Below are 13397 nucleotides of genomic sequence, written 5' to 3'. Positions count from 1 at the left end.
CCGTCCTAGCCTGCGAGGAAAGAGTTCGTAAGGCCGTAAAACCCCACAGGAGCCCCCATGAGCGCACTTCCGCAGGAGCGCCGCCTCGTCACCGCCATCCCCGGTCCGAAGTCGCAGGAACTGCAGGCCCGCCGGGTCGCCACGGTGGCGCAGGGCGTGGGCTCCACGCTGCCCGTCTTCGCCGCCCGCGCGGACGGCGGCATCATCGAGGACGTCGACGGCAACCGGTTCATCGACTTCGGCTCGGGCATCGCGGTGACGACCGTCGGCGCGTCCGCCGAGGCCGTCGTGCGCCGGGCGTCCGCGCAGCTCGCCGACTTCACCCACACCTGTTTCATGGTCACCCCGTACGAGGGCTACGTGGCGGTCGCCGAGGCGCTCGCCGAGCTCACGCCGGGTGACCACGCCAAGAAGTCCGCGCTGTTCAACTCCGGCGCCGAGGCCGTCGAGAACGCGGTGAAGATCGCGCGTGCGTACACCAAGCGCCCGGCGGTCGTCGTCTTCGACCACGGCTACCACGGCCGGACCAACCTGACGATGGCGCTGACGGCGAAGAACATGCCGTACAAGCAGGGCTTCGGCCCGTTCGCGCCCGAGGTCTACCGCGTGCCGGTCGCCTACGCCTACCGCTGGCCGACCGGTCCGCAGAACGCCGGCCCCGAGGCCGCCGCGCAGGCCATCGACCAGATCACCAAGCAGATCGGCGCGCAGAACGTCGCCGCGATCATCATCGAGCCGGTGCTCGGCGAGGGCGGCTTCATCGAGCCGGCCAAGGGCTTCCTGCCCGCGATCCGCCAGTTCGCCTCCGACAACGGCATCGTCTTCGTCGCGGACGAGATCCAGTCCGGCTTCTGCCGCACCGGCCAGTGGTTCGCCTGCGAGGACGAGGGCATCGTCCCCGACCTGATCACGACGGCCAAGGGCATCGCGGGCGGTCTGCCGCTCTCCGCCGTGACCGGCCGCGCCGAGATCATGGACGCCGCGCACGCGGGCGGCCTCGGCGGCACCTACGGCGGCAACCCCGTCGCGTGCGCCGGCGCGATCGGCGCGATCGAGACGATGAAGGAGCTGGACCTCAACGCCAAGGCGAAGAACATCGAGGCGATCATGAAGGGCCGCCTCACCGCCATGGCCGAGAAGTTCGACATCATCGGCGACGTCCGGGGCCGCGGCGCGATGATCGCCATCGAGCTGGTCAAGGACCGCGCGACCAAGGAGCCGAACCCCGAGGCGGCCGGCGCGCTCGCCAAGGCCTGCCACGCCGAGGGCCTGCTGGTCCTCACCTGTGGCACCTACGGCAACGTGCTGCGCTTCCTGCCCCCGCTGGTGATCGGCGAGGACCTGCTGAACGAGGGCCTCGACATCATCGAGCAGGGTCTCGCGGGCGTCTGAGAGCGAGCTCTCGCGGGTGCCTGAGAGCGAGCTCTCGCGGGTGCCTGAGAGCAGGCTCTCAGGCACCCGAAGGCAGGTTCTCGCGGGCATCTGAGCGCCCGCCCGCACAGCTGATCCCAGGGCTGGGGCGGCCAACGGCAGAGCGTGTGAAGAACGTGTGCGAGGTGGATGTCGGGGTGCGATTCCGTCTGTCGCCGCCCCCGGCCCTGCCGTAGGTTCTACGCAGATGAGAGAAACACCCCGTCCGCAGGGGACTGCGGACGACCTCAGGCCGGGGCCTCCCCAGCTTCGACCTGGTCGTGCCCTCGCGCACACAACCGGGGCCTCCGGCTCCGGATCTCCTCACCGATCGGACAGTCGCCCGCCCCAAACCCCCCGGGGTGGGCGTCCTTCCGATCCGATCGGCCGCTCCGGAACCACCCCCCCTGTTCCGGGGCGGCCGGCCTCCTTCCTCTCCTTCCTCCTTCTCGGGCTACCCGCTCTCCTCTTCGCGCTGATCACCTGGCAGGTCGTGGCCGACGGTCCGCTGGTGCGCGTGGACGAGCGGGTCAGCCGCGTGCTGGTGCACCCGGACCGCGTCTCGGAACTGCTGTCCGACCTCGGCGGTGTCGGGGTGGCGCTGCCGGTCCTCGCCCTCGTGCTGGCCGACGTGGCCCGGCGTGGCCGTCGGGCGGGCGCCCGGCGCTGGTGGCTGCCGCCGCTCGGCGCGGCCGTCTTCATGGCGCTGGTGCCGGCCCTGGTGGTGCCGCTCAAGGAGTTCACCGCCCGCCCGGGCACCCCGGCCGTGCCGCCGGGCACCGGCTACTTCCCCTCCGGTCACACGGCGACCGCCGCCGTGGCCTACGGCGCGGCGGCGGTGCTGCTGCTGCCCTGGCTGGCCTCGGTGACCGCCCGCCGCGTGGTCGTCGTCGCCTGCGCCGCCGCCAATCTCGCCGTCGCCTTCGGCCTGGTCCGCCGCGGGTACCACTGGCCGCTGGACGTCCTGGCGAGCTGGTGCCTCGGCACGGTGCTGCTGACCTGCCTGACGCTGGTGGTCTCCCGCTGGGCGCGGGAGACCACAGGCCAAGAGCGCTAACTGTCGAAGCCGAGGCCCAGCCGGTCCATGGTCCGCAGCCACAGGTTGCGCCGGCCGTCGTGCGCGTCGGCGCGGGCGAGGGACCACTTGGTGAGCGCGATGCCGGTCCAGGCGAAAGGCTCGGGCGGGAAGGGCAGCGGCTTCTTGCGGACCATCTCCAGCGAGGTGCGCTCGGTCGTCTCCCCCGCCAACAGGTCCAGCATCACCTCGGCGCCGAACCGGGTCGCGCCCACGCCGAGGCCCGTGTAGCCCGCGGCGTACGCCACCTTCCCCTGGTGCGCGGTGCCGAAGAACGCCGAGAAGCGCGAGCAGGTGTCGATCGCGCCGCCCCAGGCGTGCGTGAAGCGGACGCCCTCCAGTTGCGGGAAACAGGTGAAGAAGTGTTCGGCGAGCTTGGCGTAGGTCTCCGGGCGGTCGTCGTACTCGGCGCGCACCCGGCCGCCGTAGGGGTAGACCGCGTCGTAGCCGCCCCACAGGACGCGGTTGTCGGCGGACAGCCGGAAGTAGTGGAACTGGTTGGCGCTGTCCCCGAGGCCCTGGCGGTTCTTCCAGCCGACCGACGCGAGCTGCTCGTCGGTCAGCGGCTCGGTCATCAGCGCGTAGTCGTAGACCGGGACGGTGTACGGGCGCACCCGCCGGACCAGGCTCGGGAAGATGTTCGTGCCGAGCGCGACCTTGCGGGCGCGCACCGAACCGTACGGGGTGCGTACGGCCATGCCGGCGCCGTACGGCTTGAGGGCGAGCGCGGGCGTGTGCTCGTGCACGCGGACGCCGAGCCGCAGGCAGGCCCGCTTCAGGCCCCAGGCGAGCCGGGCCGGGTTGACCATGGCCACGCCGGTGCGGTCGTGCAGGCCGGCCTGGAAGGTGGGCGAGTCGACGTGACTGCGCACCGCCTCGGCGTCCAGGAACTCGACGCCGTCGGCGAGGCCGCGGCGCTCCATCTCCTCGTACCAGTCGCGCAGCTCCCACGCCTGGTACGTCTCGGTGGCGACGTCGATCTCGCCGGTGCGCTCGAAGTCGCAGTCGATCCCGTACCGGGCGACCGCGGCCTCGATCTCGTCGAGGTTGCGGGCGCCCAGCTCCTCCAGCTTGTGGATCTCGTCCGGCCAGCGGGTCAGCCCGTTGGCCAGGCCGTGGGTGAGGGAGGCGGCGCAGAAGCCGCCGTTGCGGCCGGAGGCGGCCCAGCCCACCTCGCGGCCTTCCAGCAGGACGACGTCCCGCCCGGGGTCGCGCTCCTTGGCGATCAGCGCGGTCCACAGTCCGCTGTACCCGCCGCCGACGACCAGCAGGTCGCAGGTCTCGGCGCCGGTGAGGGCGGGCTCGGGACGGGGCTTGCCGGGGTCGTCCAGCCAGTACGGGACCGGCTGGGCGTCGGAGAGTGCTCTTGTCCAACGGCTCATGGCGCTTGGGGCCATGATTTTCAACTCCCTACAGGGTTGCGGCGGGTCACGCCTTCTGCTTGTTGCGGCGGTTGCCGACGACCATCGAGACCAGCACGAGCAGCACGGCGATGAGGAACATGGCGGTGCCGATGACGTTGATCTGGACGGGCGTTCCGCGCTGCGCCGAACCCCAGACGAACATGGGGAAGGTGACGGTCGAGCCGGCGTTGAAATTGGTGATGATGAAGTCGTCGAAGGAGAGCGCGAAGGCGAGCAGCGCGCCCGCCGCGATGCCGGGGGCGGCGATGGGCAGCGTGACCCGCAGGAACGTCTGCACCGGACCGGCGTACAGGTCCTGCGCGGCCTGCTCCAGCCGCGGGTCCATCGACATCACGCGCGCCTTCACCGCCGTCACCACGAAGCTCAGGCAGAACATGATGTGGGCGATCAGGATCGTCCAGAAGCCCAGCTGGGCGCCCATGTTGAGGAACAGGGTGAGCAGCGAGGCGGCCATGACGACCTCGGGCATCGCCATCGGCAGGAAGATCAGCGAGTTCACCGCGCCGCGCGCCCGGAAGCGGTAGCGGACCAGTGCGAAGGCGATCATCGTGCCGAGGACGGTGGCGCCGATCGTCGCCCAGAGCGCGAGCTGGAGGCTGAGCGACAGCGAGCCGCACATGTCGGCGACGCCGCACGGATCCTTCCAGGCGTCCGTGGAGAACTGCTGCCACTCGTAGTTGAAGCGCCCCTTCGGCTTGTTGAAGGAGAACACCGTCACGACGACGTTCGGCAGCAGCAGGTACCCGAGAGTCAGCAGTCCCGCGATGACGACGAGGTGGCGCTTGAGCCAGTTGACGAAGGCCATTTAAACCAGATCCTCCGTGCCGGACTTGCGGATGTAGAACGTGACCATGACGAGGATCGCGGCCATCAGGATGAACGACAGCGCCGCCGCCGTCGGGTAGTCCAGGATCCGCAGGAACTGGGTCTGGATGACGTTGCCGACCATCCGGGTGTCGGTCGAGCCGAGCAGGTCGGCGTTGACGTAGTCACCGGCCGCCGGGATGAAGGTCAGCAGCGTGCCGGAGACCACGCCCGGCATCGACAGCGGGAAGGTGACCTTGCGGAACGTGGTGGCCGGGCGCGCGTACAGGTCGCCCGCCGCCTCGTGCAGCCGTCCGTCGATGCGCTCCAGCGAGGTGTAGAGCGGCAGGATCATGAACGGCAGGAAGTTGTACGTCAGACCGCACACCACCGCGAGCGGGGTGGCGAGCACCCGGTCGCCGGCCGTCATGCCGAGCCAGTTGGTGACGCTCAGGATGTGCAGCGAGTCCAGGGCGCCGACGACCGGGCCGCTGTCCGCGAGGATGGTCTTCCAGGCGAGCGTGCGGATCAGGAAGCTGGTGAAGAACGGCGCGATCACCAGGACCATGATCAGATTGCGCCAGCGGCCCGCGCGGAACGCGATCAGGTAGGCCAGCGGATAGCCGAGGATCAGGCACAGGATCGTCGCCGAGCCGGCGTACAGCACCGAGCGCAGGAACTGCGGCCAGTACTCGGACAGCGCGTCCCAGTAGGTCGCGAAGTGCCAGGTGACCTGGTAGCCCTTTTCCAGGGAGCCCGTCTGCACGGACGTGGACGCCTGGTAGACCATCGGCAGCGCGAAGAAGACCAGCAGCCACAGGATGCCGGGCAGCAGCAGCCAGTACGGCACCAGGCGGCCCCGCTTGCGTGGCGGCTTCGTCTTCGCGGTGGTGGGGGCGAGCGGCGGAGGCGCCTCCGCCTCGGTGATCGTCGTCATCAGGCCGCCTCTTCCTCGACCGTCTCGACGCCCGCGTCGATGTCCTGAGCAGCGTCCAGGCCGAAGGTGTGGGCCGGGTTCCAGTGCAGGACGACCTCGGCGCCGGGCGCGAGCCGGTGGTCGCGGTCGATGTTCTGCACGTAGACCTCGAAGTCGGGGCAGACCGGGCTGTCGACGACGAACTGCGTGGAGACGCCGATGAAGCTGGAGTCGGCGATCGTGCCGGTGATCCGGTTGCGGCCGACGGGTATCTCTCCGGCGTCCTCGACGGGGACGACGGAGATCTTCTCCGGGCGTACGCCGACCAGCACCTTGCCGCCGGTCGTGGTGGGCGCCGAACAGCGCGTCCCGGGCAGCACGAGCTTGCCGCCGCCGGCCCGCAGGACGATGTCGTCGCCGCTGATGGTGTCGACCTCGGCCTCGATGAGGTTGGAGGTGCCGAGGAAGTTGGCGACGAAGGTGGTCTGCGGGTTCTCGTACAGGTCGGCAGGCGAGCCGAGCTGCTCGACGCGGCCCCCGTTCATCACGGCGACGGTGTCGGCCATGGTCATGGCCTCCTCCTGGTCGTGCGTGACGTGGATGAAGGTGATGCCGACCTCGGTCTGGATCCGCTTGAGCTCCAGCTGCATCTGGCGGCGCAGCTTCAGGTCGAGGGCGCCGAGGGGCTCGTCGAGCAGGAGCACCTTGGGGTGGTTGATCAGCGCGCGGGCCACCGCGACACGCTGCTGCTGGCCGCCGGAGAGCTGGTGCGGCTTCTTGCGGGCCTGCTCGCCGAGCTGGACGAGCTCCAGCATCTCCTCGACCTGCTTCTTCACCGACTTGATGCCGCGCCGGCGCAGACCGAAGGCGACGTTCTCGAAGATGTCGAGGTGCGGGAAGAGGGCGTAGGACTGGAAGACCGTGTTGACCGGCCGCTTGTAGGGCGGCAGGTGCGACACGTCCTGGTCGCCGAGGTGGACGGTGCCCGTGGTGGGCTCCTCCAGGCCGGCGATCATGCGCAGGGTGGTGGTCTTGCCGCAGCCGGAGGCGCCGAGCAGGGCGAAGAAGGAGCCCTGCGGCACGGTCAGGTCGAGCGGGTGGACGGCGGTGAAGGAGCCGTAGGTCTTGCTGACGCCCGTCAGTCGGACGTCGCCGCCGGTGTCGTTCTTGTTCATCACGGTGATCACGCCCCAGTCAGCTTCGCGAACTTCTGTTCAAACTCGGTCTCTTCCTTCGAGCTCAGCGAGCGGAAGGCGTGGGACTTGGCGGCCGTGGCCTTGTCCGGAAGGATCAGCGGGTTGTCGGCCGCGCCCTTGTCGATCTTGGTGAGGTAAGGCCTCACACCGTCGACCGGGGACACGTAGTTGACGTAGGCGGCGAGCGCCGCGGCCTGCTCGGGCTCGTAGTAGAAGTCGATGAGCCGCTCGGCGTTGGTCTTGTGACGCGCCTTGTTCGGGATCAGCATGTTGTCCGTCGACGTCATGTAGCCGCTGTCCGGGAGGACGAAGTCGACGTCCGGGCTGTCCGCCTTGAGCTGGACGATGTCACCGCCCCAGGCCACACAGGCCGCCAGGTCGCCCTTGGTGAGGTCGGACGTGTAGTCGTTGCCGGTGAAGCGGCGGATCTGCCCCTTGTCGACGGCCTTCTGCAGCCGGGCGATCACCTTGTCGTAGTCGTCGGCGGTGAACTTGCCCGGGTCGATGCCCATGTCCAGCATGGTCATGCCGACGCTGTCACGCATCTCCGACAGGAAGCCGACGCGGCCCTTGAGCTTGGGGTTGTCGAGCAGGTCGGAGACCGACTTGACCTCGATGCCGTCGAGCGCCTTCTTGTTGAACGCGACGACGGTGGATATGCCCTGCCAGACGTAGCTGTAGGCGCGGCCGGGGTCCCAGTCGGGGCTGCGGAACTGCGGCGACAGGTTGGCGTAGGCGTGCGGCAGGTTGGACGGGTCCAGTTTCTGGACCCAGCCGAGGCGGATCAGGCGGGCCGCGAGCCAGTCGGTGAGCACGATGATGTCGCGCCCGGTGTCCTGGCCGGCCGCCAGCTGCGGCTTGATCTTGCCGAAGAACTCGACGTTGTCGTTGATGTCCTCGGTGTACTTGACCTTGATGCCGGTGCGTTTGGTGAACCGGTCGAGCGTGGGGTGGTGCTTCTCGCTGTCGTCCACGTCGATGTACTCGGTCCAGTTGGAGAAGTTGACGACCTTCTCCTCGGCCGAGTGGTCCTCCGCGGAGACGCCGCCCTTGGTGTTGCCCGCCGCGGGGATCCCGCAGGCGCTGAGTGCCCCGAGTCCGCCGACCGCGAGCGCGCCGCCCGCGGAGGCGCGCAGCAGCGAACGGCGGGTGAGTGAGGCCCTGCCGTTGCGGAAGCTGCGCCGCATGGCGGCCACCTGGGCCGGGGACAGGCGGTCGGGCTCGTACTGCTCCATGCGCGTGGTGCCCTTTCGGGAGGGTGAGGGGCCGCGGGTCAGGCGGCCGATTCTGCTATCGGTCCCCGAAGACGGTGCGGTGCCAGTCCTTCCGGGCCACCGCCGTGTTGTCGAACATGACGTGCTTGACCTGCGTGTACTCCTCGAAGGAGTAGGCAGACATGTCCTTGCCGAAGCCGGACGCCTTGTAGCCGCCGTGCGGCATCTCGCTGATGATCGGGATGTGATCGTTGATCCACACGCAGCCCGCCTTGATCTCGCGGGTGGCGCGGCCTGCCCGGTAGACGTCACGGCTCCACGCGGAGGCCGCGAGCCCGTACGGGGTGTCGTTGGCGAGCCTGATCCCTTCGTCGTCGGTGTCGAAGGGCAGGACCACCAGTACCGGGCCGAAGATTTCGGACTGCACGACCTCGCTGTCCTGGGGCGCGTCGGCGATGAGGGTGGGCCGATAATACGCGCCCTTCGTGAGCTCTCCCTGCGGGGCCTCGCCGCCGGTCACCACGCGCGCGTAGGAGCGCGCGCGGTCGACGAACGCGGCGACGCGGTCGCGCTGGAGGTGGGAGATCAGCGGACCGAGATCGGTGCCCGGCGCGAAGGGGTCGCCGAGCCGGACGGTGTCCATGAGGGCGGCCGTCCGCTCGACGAACGCCTCGTACAGGGGCCGCTGCACGTACGCGCGGGTGGCGGCGGTGCAGTCCTGGCCGGTGTTGATGAGCGCGCCCGCGACCGCGCCGTTGACGGCCGCGTCCAGGTCGGCGTCGTCGAAGACCACGAACGGTGCCTTGCCGCCCAGCTCCAGGTGGAGGCGCTTGACGGTGGCGGTGGCGATCTCGGCGACCCGCTTGCCGACGGCGGTCGAGCCGGTGAAGGAGGTCATCGCCACGTCGGGGTGGCCGACCAGGCGCTCGCCGGCCTCCCGTCCGGTGCCGGTGACGATGTTGACGACGCCGTCGGGGATCCCGGCGGCGGTGACGGCCTCGGCGAACAGCAGCGAGGTCAGCGGGGTCAGCTCGGCCGGCTTCAGCACGATGGTGTTGCCGGCGGCGATCGCCGGGAGGATCTTCCACGCCGCCATCTGCAGCGGGTAGTTCCACGGCGCGATCGAGCCGACGACGCCGATGGGCTCGCGGCGCACGTACGACGTGTGGTCGCCGGAGTACTCGCCGGCGGACTGCCCCTGCAGGTGGCGGGCGGCGCCGGCGAAGAAGGCGGTGTTGTCGATCGTCCCCGGCACGTCGAACTCGCGGGTCAGCTTCAGCGGCTTGCCGCACTGCAGGGACTCGGCGCGGGCGAACTCCTCCGCCCGGTCGGCGAGCACGGCGGCCAGGCGGTGCAGGGCGTCGGAACGCTCGCCCGGGGTGGCGGCCGCCCATTCCGGGAACGCCTCGCGCGCCGCGGCCACCGCCGCGTCCACGTCGTCGGCGCCGGCCAGGTCGTACGTATAGACGTCCTCGCCGGTCGCGGGGTCGACGACCGCGTAGGTGTGGCCCGAGGTGCCCTTCGCCGGGCGGCCCGCGATGTACTGCGCGCCGCCCGCGAAACGGTCCTGGGCGGGGAATCGTTCCGGGGTGGCGATGCCCGGGTTGTGCATGTCGCTCTCCTCCGCCGGGGCACCCGGCTCATGGGGCGGGTGGCGTGGCTCCAGTCCGATTTGAGTGCCGATCCTGACAGAGCAAAGGGACTCCTACAAGTGATTCCGTTGTTGCCTTTCGGTTACGCGACGGAATCTGTCGACCAGGTGTCGAGTCGCCCCTGAAAAGGGAGGACGGAGTGTCAGTGGTGGCTGCGACACTCGCGTGCATGGAACGGGTGACGGGGAAGATCGACTCCAGGGAATCGCTGGTCGAGGCGGTCCGAGCGGGGGCCGGACTCAAGTATCTGCACTTCTGGGGGCATCGGCCGAGAGCCGACGGCCGGGTGGGGCCGGGCTGTCTGAGCCAGTGGTGGCCGTCGCCGTTCACCGTGGACTCGGTGACCTACACGACCGCCGAGCACTGGATGATGGCGGGCAAGGCGCGGCTGTTCGGCGACGCGGAGGCGGAGCGGCAGGTGCTGGCGGCGGGCCACCCCTCGCAGGCGAAGAAGGCCGGGCGCCTCGTGCGCGGCTTCGACGAGGCCGTCTGGGAGCGCGAGCGGTTCGGCATCGTGGTGCAGGGCAGCGTCCACAAGTTCGCCGCCCACGCCGGTCTGCGGGAGTTCCTGCTGAACACCGGCGACCGCGTCCTGGTGGAGGCGAGCCCGGTGGACCGGGTCTGGGGCATCGGCCTCGCCGCGACCGACGAGGCGGCGACGGACCCCGAGCGCTGGCGCGGCGCGAACCTGCTGGGCTTCGCCCTGATGGAGGCCCGGGAGCGGCTGGCCGGGGGCGGGTGACACCGCCGCCCCGGCGGCGTGATCAGGGGGCGGTGATCAGAGGGGTCCGGGGCGCGGGTCAGGGGTTGGCGATCAGCAAGGCGATCACGGCCAGGCCGAGCACGATGCCGACGGCTCCGCAGATGATGCCGGTCAGCGCCTGGCCCGGGTTCGTCGCCTCGCCCCGGGCGGCCTTGGCGCGGCCGATGAAGCCGAAGATCAGGGCGAGCACGCCCAGGATGATGGCGATCGGCCACAGACAGAAGACGACGGCCCCGACGATCCCGGTCACCATCGCGGCGATGCCCATGCCGTTGCTGGGCATCGGCGTCATGCCGGGCCAGCCGTAATGGCCGGGGGCGCCGTAGCCGGACGGGTAGCCGTAGCCGGACGGGCTGCCGGACGGGCTGCCGGACGGGTAGCCGTAGCCGGACGGGCTGCCGTAGCCGTGGCCGCCGGGGTAGCCGTAGGGGACCTGGCCGGGGCCGTCGGGCGCGATGGGGGGCGGGGGGACCGGCTCGGCGTGCGGGTGGACGGCGCCGGGCGACTGGGGCGTCGGGGCCGGCGGTGTCGGCGGGGCGAAGGGGCCGGCCCAGGGCTGGGAGGGGAGCGGCGTGCCGCCGGTGCCGGGCATCGAGACGACCGTCCGCTCGTCGTGCACGGAGGGCGGCGCCGGGAACTGCCCGGCGCCGGTGTGCCGACCGGGGCCCGCCGGGGCGTCGGCGGCGGGCGGCGCCCACGGGTTCGGCTCCGGCTCGGGCACGAGCTCGGGCACGGGCTCGGGCTTGTCCAGGGGAACCCGGCCGGTCGCGTCGCCGGGGGCGGCCGGCCAGTGAACGGCGCCGTTCTCCGGCGTCGGCGGCTGCGCGTCGTCGGACATGCGGCGGGTCCCCTCTCTCGGACGTCCCGTCACTCTACGGCCCGGCCCGGCCACGCGTGGGCTCGGCCTACGATGATCCCCGAGTCACCGATCAGCCGATCACCCGCGTTCCGCCCGGCCGACCGCCGCGGGACGCCGTTCCCGGGGAGGAACCCTTGACCGACCGTCTCGACACGTCCGCCGCCGTCCCGCGCGACCTGCACGCCTTCATCAACGGGCTGCCCAAGGCCGAACTGCACGTCCACCACGTCGGCTCCGCCTCCCCCCGGATCGTCTCGGAACTGGCCGCCCGGCACCCCGACTCGAAGGTGCCCACGGACCCCGAGGCCCTGGCCGACTACTTCACCTTCACGGACTTCGCCCACTTCATCGACGTGTACCTGTCCGTCGTCGACCTGATCCGCACGCCGGAGGACGTACGGCTGCTGACGTACGAGGTGGCCCGCGACATGGCCCGGCAGCAGGTGCGCTACGCCGAGCTGACCGTGACCCCGTGGTCCTCGACCCGGCGCAACATCGACGAACGCGCGTTCATGGACGCGATCGAGGACGCCCGCAAAGCGGCCGAGGCCGACTTCGGGACCGTGCTGCGCTGGTGCTTCGACATCCCGGGCGAGGCCGGCCTGGAGGCCGCCGAGGAGACGACCCGGCTGGCCACCGACGACCGGCTGCGCCCCGAGGGCCTGGTCTCCTTCGGCCTCGGCGGGCCCGAGATAGGGGTGCCTCGGCCGCAGTTCAAGCCGTACTTCGACCGGGCGATCGCCGCCGGGCTGCGGTCGGTGCCGCACGCCGGCGAGACCACCGGCCCCCAGACGGTGTGGGACGCGCTGACCCACCTGCGGGCCGAGCGCATCGGGCACGGCACGAACTCCTTCCAGGACCCGGAACTGCTCGCGCACCTGGCCGAGCGGCGGATCCCGCTGGAGGTGTGCCCGACCTCCAACATCGCCACCCGCGCGGTGCGCGACCTGGACGAACACCCGATCAAGGAGTTCGCGAAGGCGGGCGTCCTGGTGACGATCAACTCCGACGACCCGCCGATGTTCGGCACCGACCTGAACAACGAGTACGCGGTCGCCGCCCGCCTGCTGGAGCTCGACGAGCGGGGTCTCGCGGCCCTCGCGAAGAACGCCGTCGACGTCTCCTTCCTCGACGAGGCGGGCAAGGCACGGATCCGGGACGAGATCGACGCGTACACCACCGCGTGGCTCGCCCCCTGATCCCGCCACAATGGGGGTCATGCAGAACGTGACCGCCGTGGCCCACCGCGGCGACCCCTACCGCGTCCGCGAGAACACCGTCGGCTCGCTGCGTTCCGCGCTCGGCCTGGGCGCGGACGCCGTCGAGATCGACGTACGGCTGACGAAGGACGGCGTGCCGGTGCTGCTGCACGACGCGACGCTGAAGCGTCTGTGGGAGCGGGACCGGCCGCTGCGGTCGCTGAAGGCCGACGAGGTGCGCGAGCTGACGGACGGCGGGGTGCCGACGCTGGCGGAGGCGCTGGCCGCGACCGACGGCACCCGGGTGATGCTGGACCTGCCCGGCGAGCCGGACGTGCGGGCGGCCCGCCGGGTGGTGGACGTGGTACGCGAGGCCGGGGCACGGGAGCGGGTGTACTACTGCGCCGGCGCGGCCGCCATGCTCGCCGTCCGCGCGGCCGACCCGTCCGCGGAGATCGCCCTGACCCGCACCACGCTGGCGCCCCCGCGGCCGGTCCTGCTGGAGGCGATCCGCCCGCGCTGGCTCAACTACCGCTTCTCCCTGGTCGACCGCACCCTCGCCGCCCGCGTCCACCGCGACGGCTACCTGCTGTCCGTCTGGACCCCGGACACCCGCCGCTCCATGCGCCGGCTGATCGGCGTCGGCGTGGACTCGATCACCACCAACCGCGTCGACGTGCTCAGTCCCCTGCGCGTCCCGCTGTAGCCGGGGCGCGACGCGACAGGCCCTAGGGGGCGATCCCTGACAACACCCTTGCAGCGGTGGGCACTTGGTCGGAGTTTCCCCGGGGTCGGGCACCCTCCTCGCCGACGATCCGGGCGCGCGCGTGCGGCCGGAGGATGATCACGGACTTCCTCCGGCCTCCTCCGGCCCCCTCCGACGAT

The 13397-nt window shown here is 71.0% G+C and carries 12 protein-coding genes; 5 read left to right on the top strand and 7 right to left on the bottom strand.

Annotated features, from left to right (window positions below; genetic code table 11):
* Positions 1–57 precede the first annotated feature (57 nt).
* Complete coding sequence (gene gabT, locus ACZ5GT_RS13530) at positions 58–1392, top strand: 4-aminobutyrate--2-oxoglutarate transaminase (protein ID WP_469020657.1); 1335 nt, start codon at positions 58–60, stop codon at positions 1390–1392.
* Positions 1393–1903: 511 nt separating this feature from the next.
* Complete coding sequence (locus ACZ5GT_RS13525; protein WP_469020654.1) at positions 1904–2467, top strand: phosphatase PAP2 family protein; 564 nt, start codon at positions 1904–1906, stop codon at positions 2465–2467.
* On the opposite strand, the gene ACZ5GT_RS13520 is transcribed toward ACZ5GT_RS13525, so the two are convergent.
* Genes ACZ5GT_RS13520 through ACZ5GT_RS13495 form a run of 6 tightly spaced genes read right to left on the bottom strand, consistent with a single transcriptional unit; the run spans position 2464 to position 9651 of the window.
* Positions 2464–3882, bottom strand: coding sequence for an NAD(P)/FAD-dependent oxidoreductase (locus ACZ5GT_RS13520; protein WP_469020651.1), 1419 nt, complete (start codon positions 3880–3882; stop codon positions 2464–2466). The two genes, ACZ5GT_RS13525 and ACZ5GT_RS13520, sit on opposite strands and share 4 nt — an antisense overlap.
* 31 nt (positions 3883–3913) lie before the next feature.
* Positions 3914–4714, bottom strand: coding sequence for an ABC transporter permease (locus ACZ5GT_RS13515; RefSeq protein WP_469020646.1), 801 nt, complete (start codon positions 4712–4714; stop codon positions 3914–3916).
* A complete protein-coding gene (locus tag ACZ5GT_RS13510) occupies positions 4715–5650 on the bottom strand; it encodes an ABC transporter permease (protein ID WP_469020641.1) in 936 nt (311 codons plus the stop codon). It lies immediately after the preceding gene.
* A complete protein-coding gene (locus ACZ5GT_RS13505) occupies positions 5650–6804 on the bottom strand; it encodes an ABC transporter ATP-binding protein (protein ID WP_469020638.1) in 1155 nt (384 codons plus the stop codon). The genes ACZ5GT_RS13510 and ACZ5GT_RS13505 overlap by 1 nt, the downstream gene beginning before the upstream one ends.
* Positions 6805–6812: 8 nt before the next feature.
* Positions 6813–8060, bottom strand: coding sequence for a polyamine ABC transporter substrate-binding protein (locus ACZ5GT_RS13500; protein WP_469020634.1), 1248 nt, complete (start codon positions 8058–8060; stop codon positions 6813–6815).
* Between the two features lie 55 nt (positions 8061–8115).
* Positions 8116–9651: a gamma-aminobutyraldehyde dehydrogenase gene (locus ACZ5GT_RS13495; protein ID WP_469020630.1), complete on the bottom strand. Its 1536-nt coding sequence runs from the start codon at positions 9649–9651 to the stop codon at positions 8116–8118.
* Positions 9652–9860: 209 nt separating this feature from the next.
* Between ACZ5GT_RS13495 and ACZ5GT_RS13490 the strand changes: the two genes are divergently transcribed.
* Positions 9861–10433 carry an NADAR family protein gene (locus ACZ5GT_RS13490; protein ID WP_469020623.1) on the top strand — a complete coding sequence of 191 codons (573 nt, stop codon included), beginning with the start codon at positions 9861–9863 and terminating at the stop codon, positions 10431–10433.
* A 58-nt stretch (positions 10434–10491) separates the two neighbouring features.
* Here ACZ5GT_RS13490 and ACZ5GT_RS13485 read toward each other — a convergent pair whose 3' ends face one another.
* Positions 10492–11292, bottom strand: a complete 801-nt coding sequence (locus ACZ5GT_RS13485) for a DUF4190 domain-containing protein (protein ID WP_469020619.1) — start codon at positions 11290–11292, stop codon at positions 10492–10494.
* A 56-nt stretch (positions 11293–11348) separates the two neighbouring features.
* On the opposite strand from ACZ5GT_RS13485, the gene ACZ5GT_RS13480 reads away from it, so the two are divergent.
* Both ACZ5GT_RS13480 and ACZ5GT_RS13475 read left to right on the top strand, forming a co-directional pair.
* Complete coding sequence (locus ACZ5GT_RS13480) at positions 11349–12512, top strand: adenosine deaminase (protein ID WP_469020616.1); 1164 nt, start codon at positions 11349–11351, stop codon at positions 12510–12512.
* A 19-nt stretch (positions 12513–12531) separates the two neighbouring features.
* Complete coding sequence (locus ACZ5GT_RS13475) at positions 12532–13218, top strand: glycerophosphodiester phosphodiesterase (RefSeq protein WP_469020611.1); 687 nt, start codon at positions 12532–12534, stop codon at positions 13216–13218.
* Positions 13219–13397 lie beyond the last annotated feature (179 nt).

It is taken from the genome of Streptomyces sp. NPDC031340 (genome assembly GCF_055569945.1).
This window is presented reverse-complemented; position numbering and strand designations above follow the sequence as displayed.

What these genes read in the sequence shown, in the direction of transcription:
- gabT (WP_469020657.1), top strand. Translation starts at nt 58, where the DNA reads ATGAGCGCACTTCCGCAGGAGCGCCGCCTCGTCACCGCCATCCCCGGT.
- ACZ5GT_RS13520 (WP_469020651.1), bottom strand. Translation starts at nt 3,882, where the DNA reads ATGGCCCCAAGCGCCATGAGCCGTTGGACAAGAGCACTCTCCGACGCC.
- ACZ5GT_RS13515 (WP_469020646.1), bottom strand. Translation starts at nt 4,714, where the DNA reads ATGGCCTTCGTCAACTGGCTCAAGCGCCACCTCGTCGTCATCGCGGGA.
- ACZ5GT_RS13510 (WP_469020641.1), bottom strand. Translation starts at nt 5,650, where the DNA reads ATGACGACGATCACCGAGGCGGAGGCGCCTCCGCCGCTCGCCCCCACC.
- ACZ5GT_RS13505 (WP_469020638.1), bottom strand. Translation starts at nt 6,804, where the DNA reads ATGAACAAGAACGACACCGGCGGCGACGTCCGACTGACGGGCGTCAGC.
- ACZ5GT_RS13500 (WP_469020634.1), bottom strand. Translation starts at nt 8,060, where the DNA reads ATGGAGCAGTACGAGCCCGACCGCCTGTCCCCGGCCCAGGTGGCCGCC.
- ACZ5GT_RS13495 (WP_469020630.1), bottom strand. Translation starts at nt 9,651, where the DNA reads ATGCACAACCCGGGCATCGCCACCCCGGAACGATTCCCCGCCCAGGAC.
- ACZ5GT_RS13490 (WP_469020623.1), top strand. Translation starts at nt 9,861, where the DNA reads ATGGAACGGGTGACGGGGAAGATCGACTCCAGGGAATCGCTGGTCGAG.
- ACZ5GT_RS13485 (WP_469020619.1), bottom strand. Translation starts at nt 11,292, where the DNA reads ATGTCCGACGACGCGCAGCCGCCGACGCCGGAGAACGGCGCCGTTCAC.
- ACZ5GT_RS13475 (WP_469020611.1), top strand. Translation starts at nt 12,532, where the DNA reads ATGCAGAACGTGACCGCCGTGGCCCACCGCGGCGACCCCTACCGCGTC.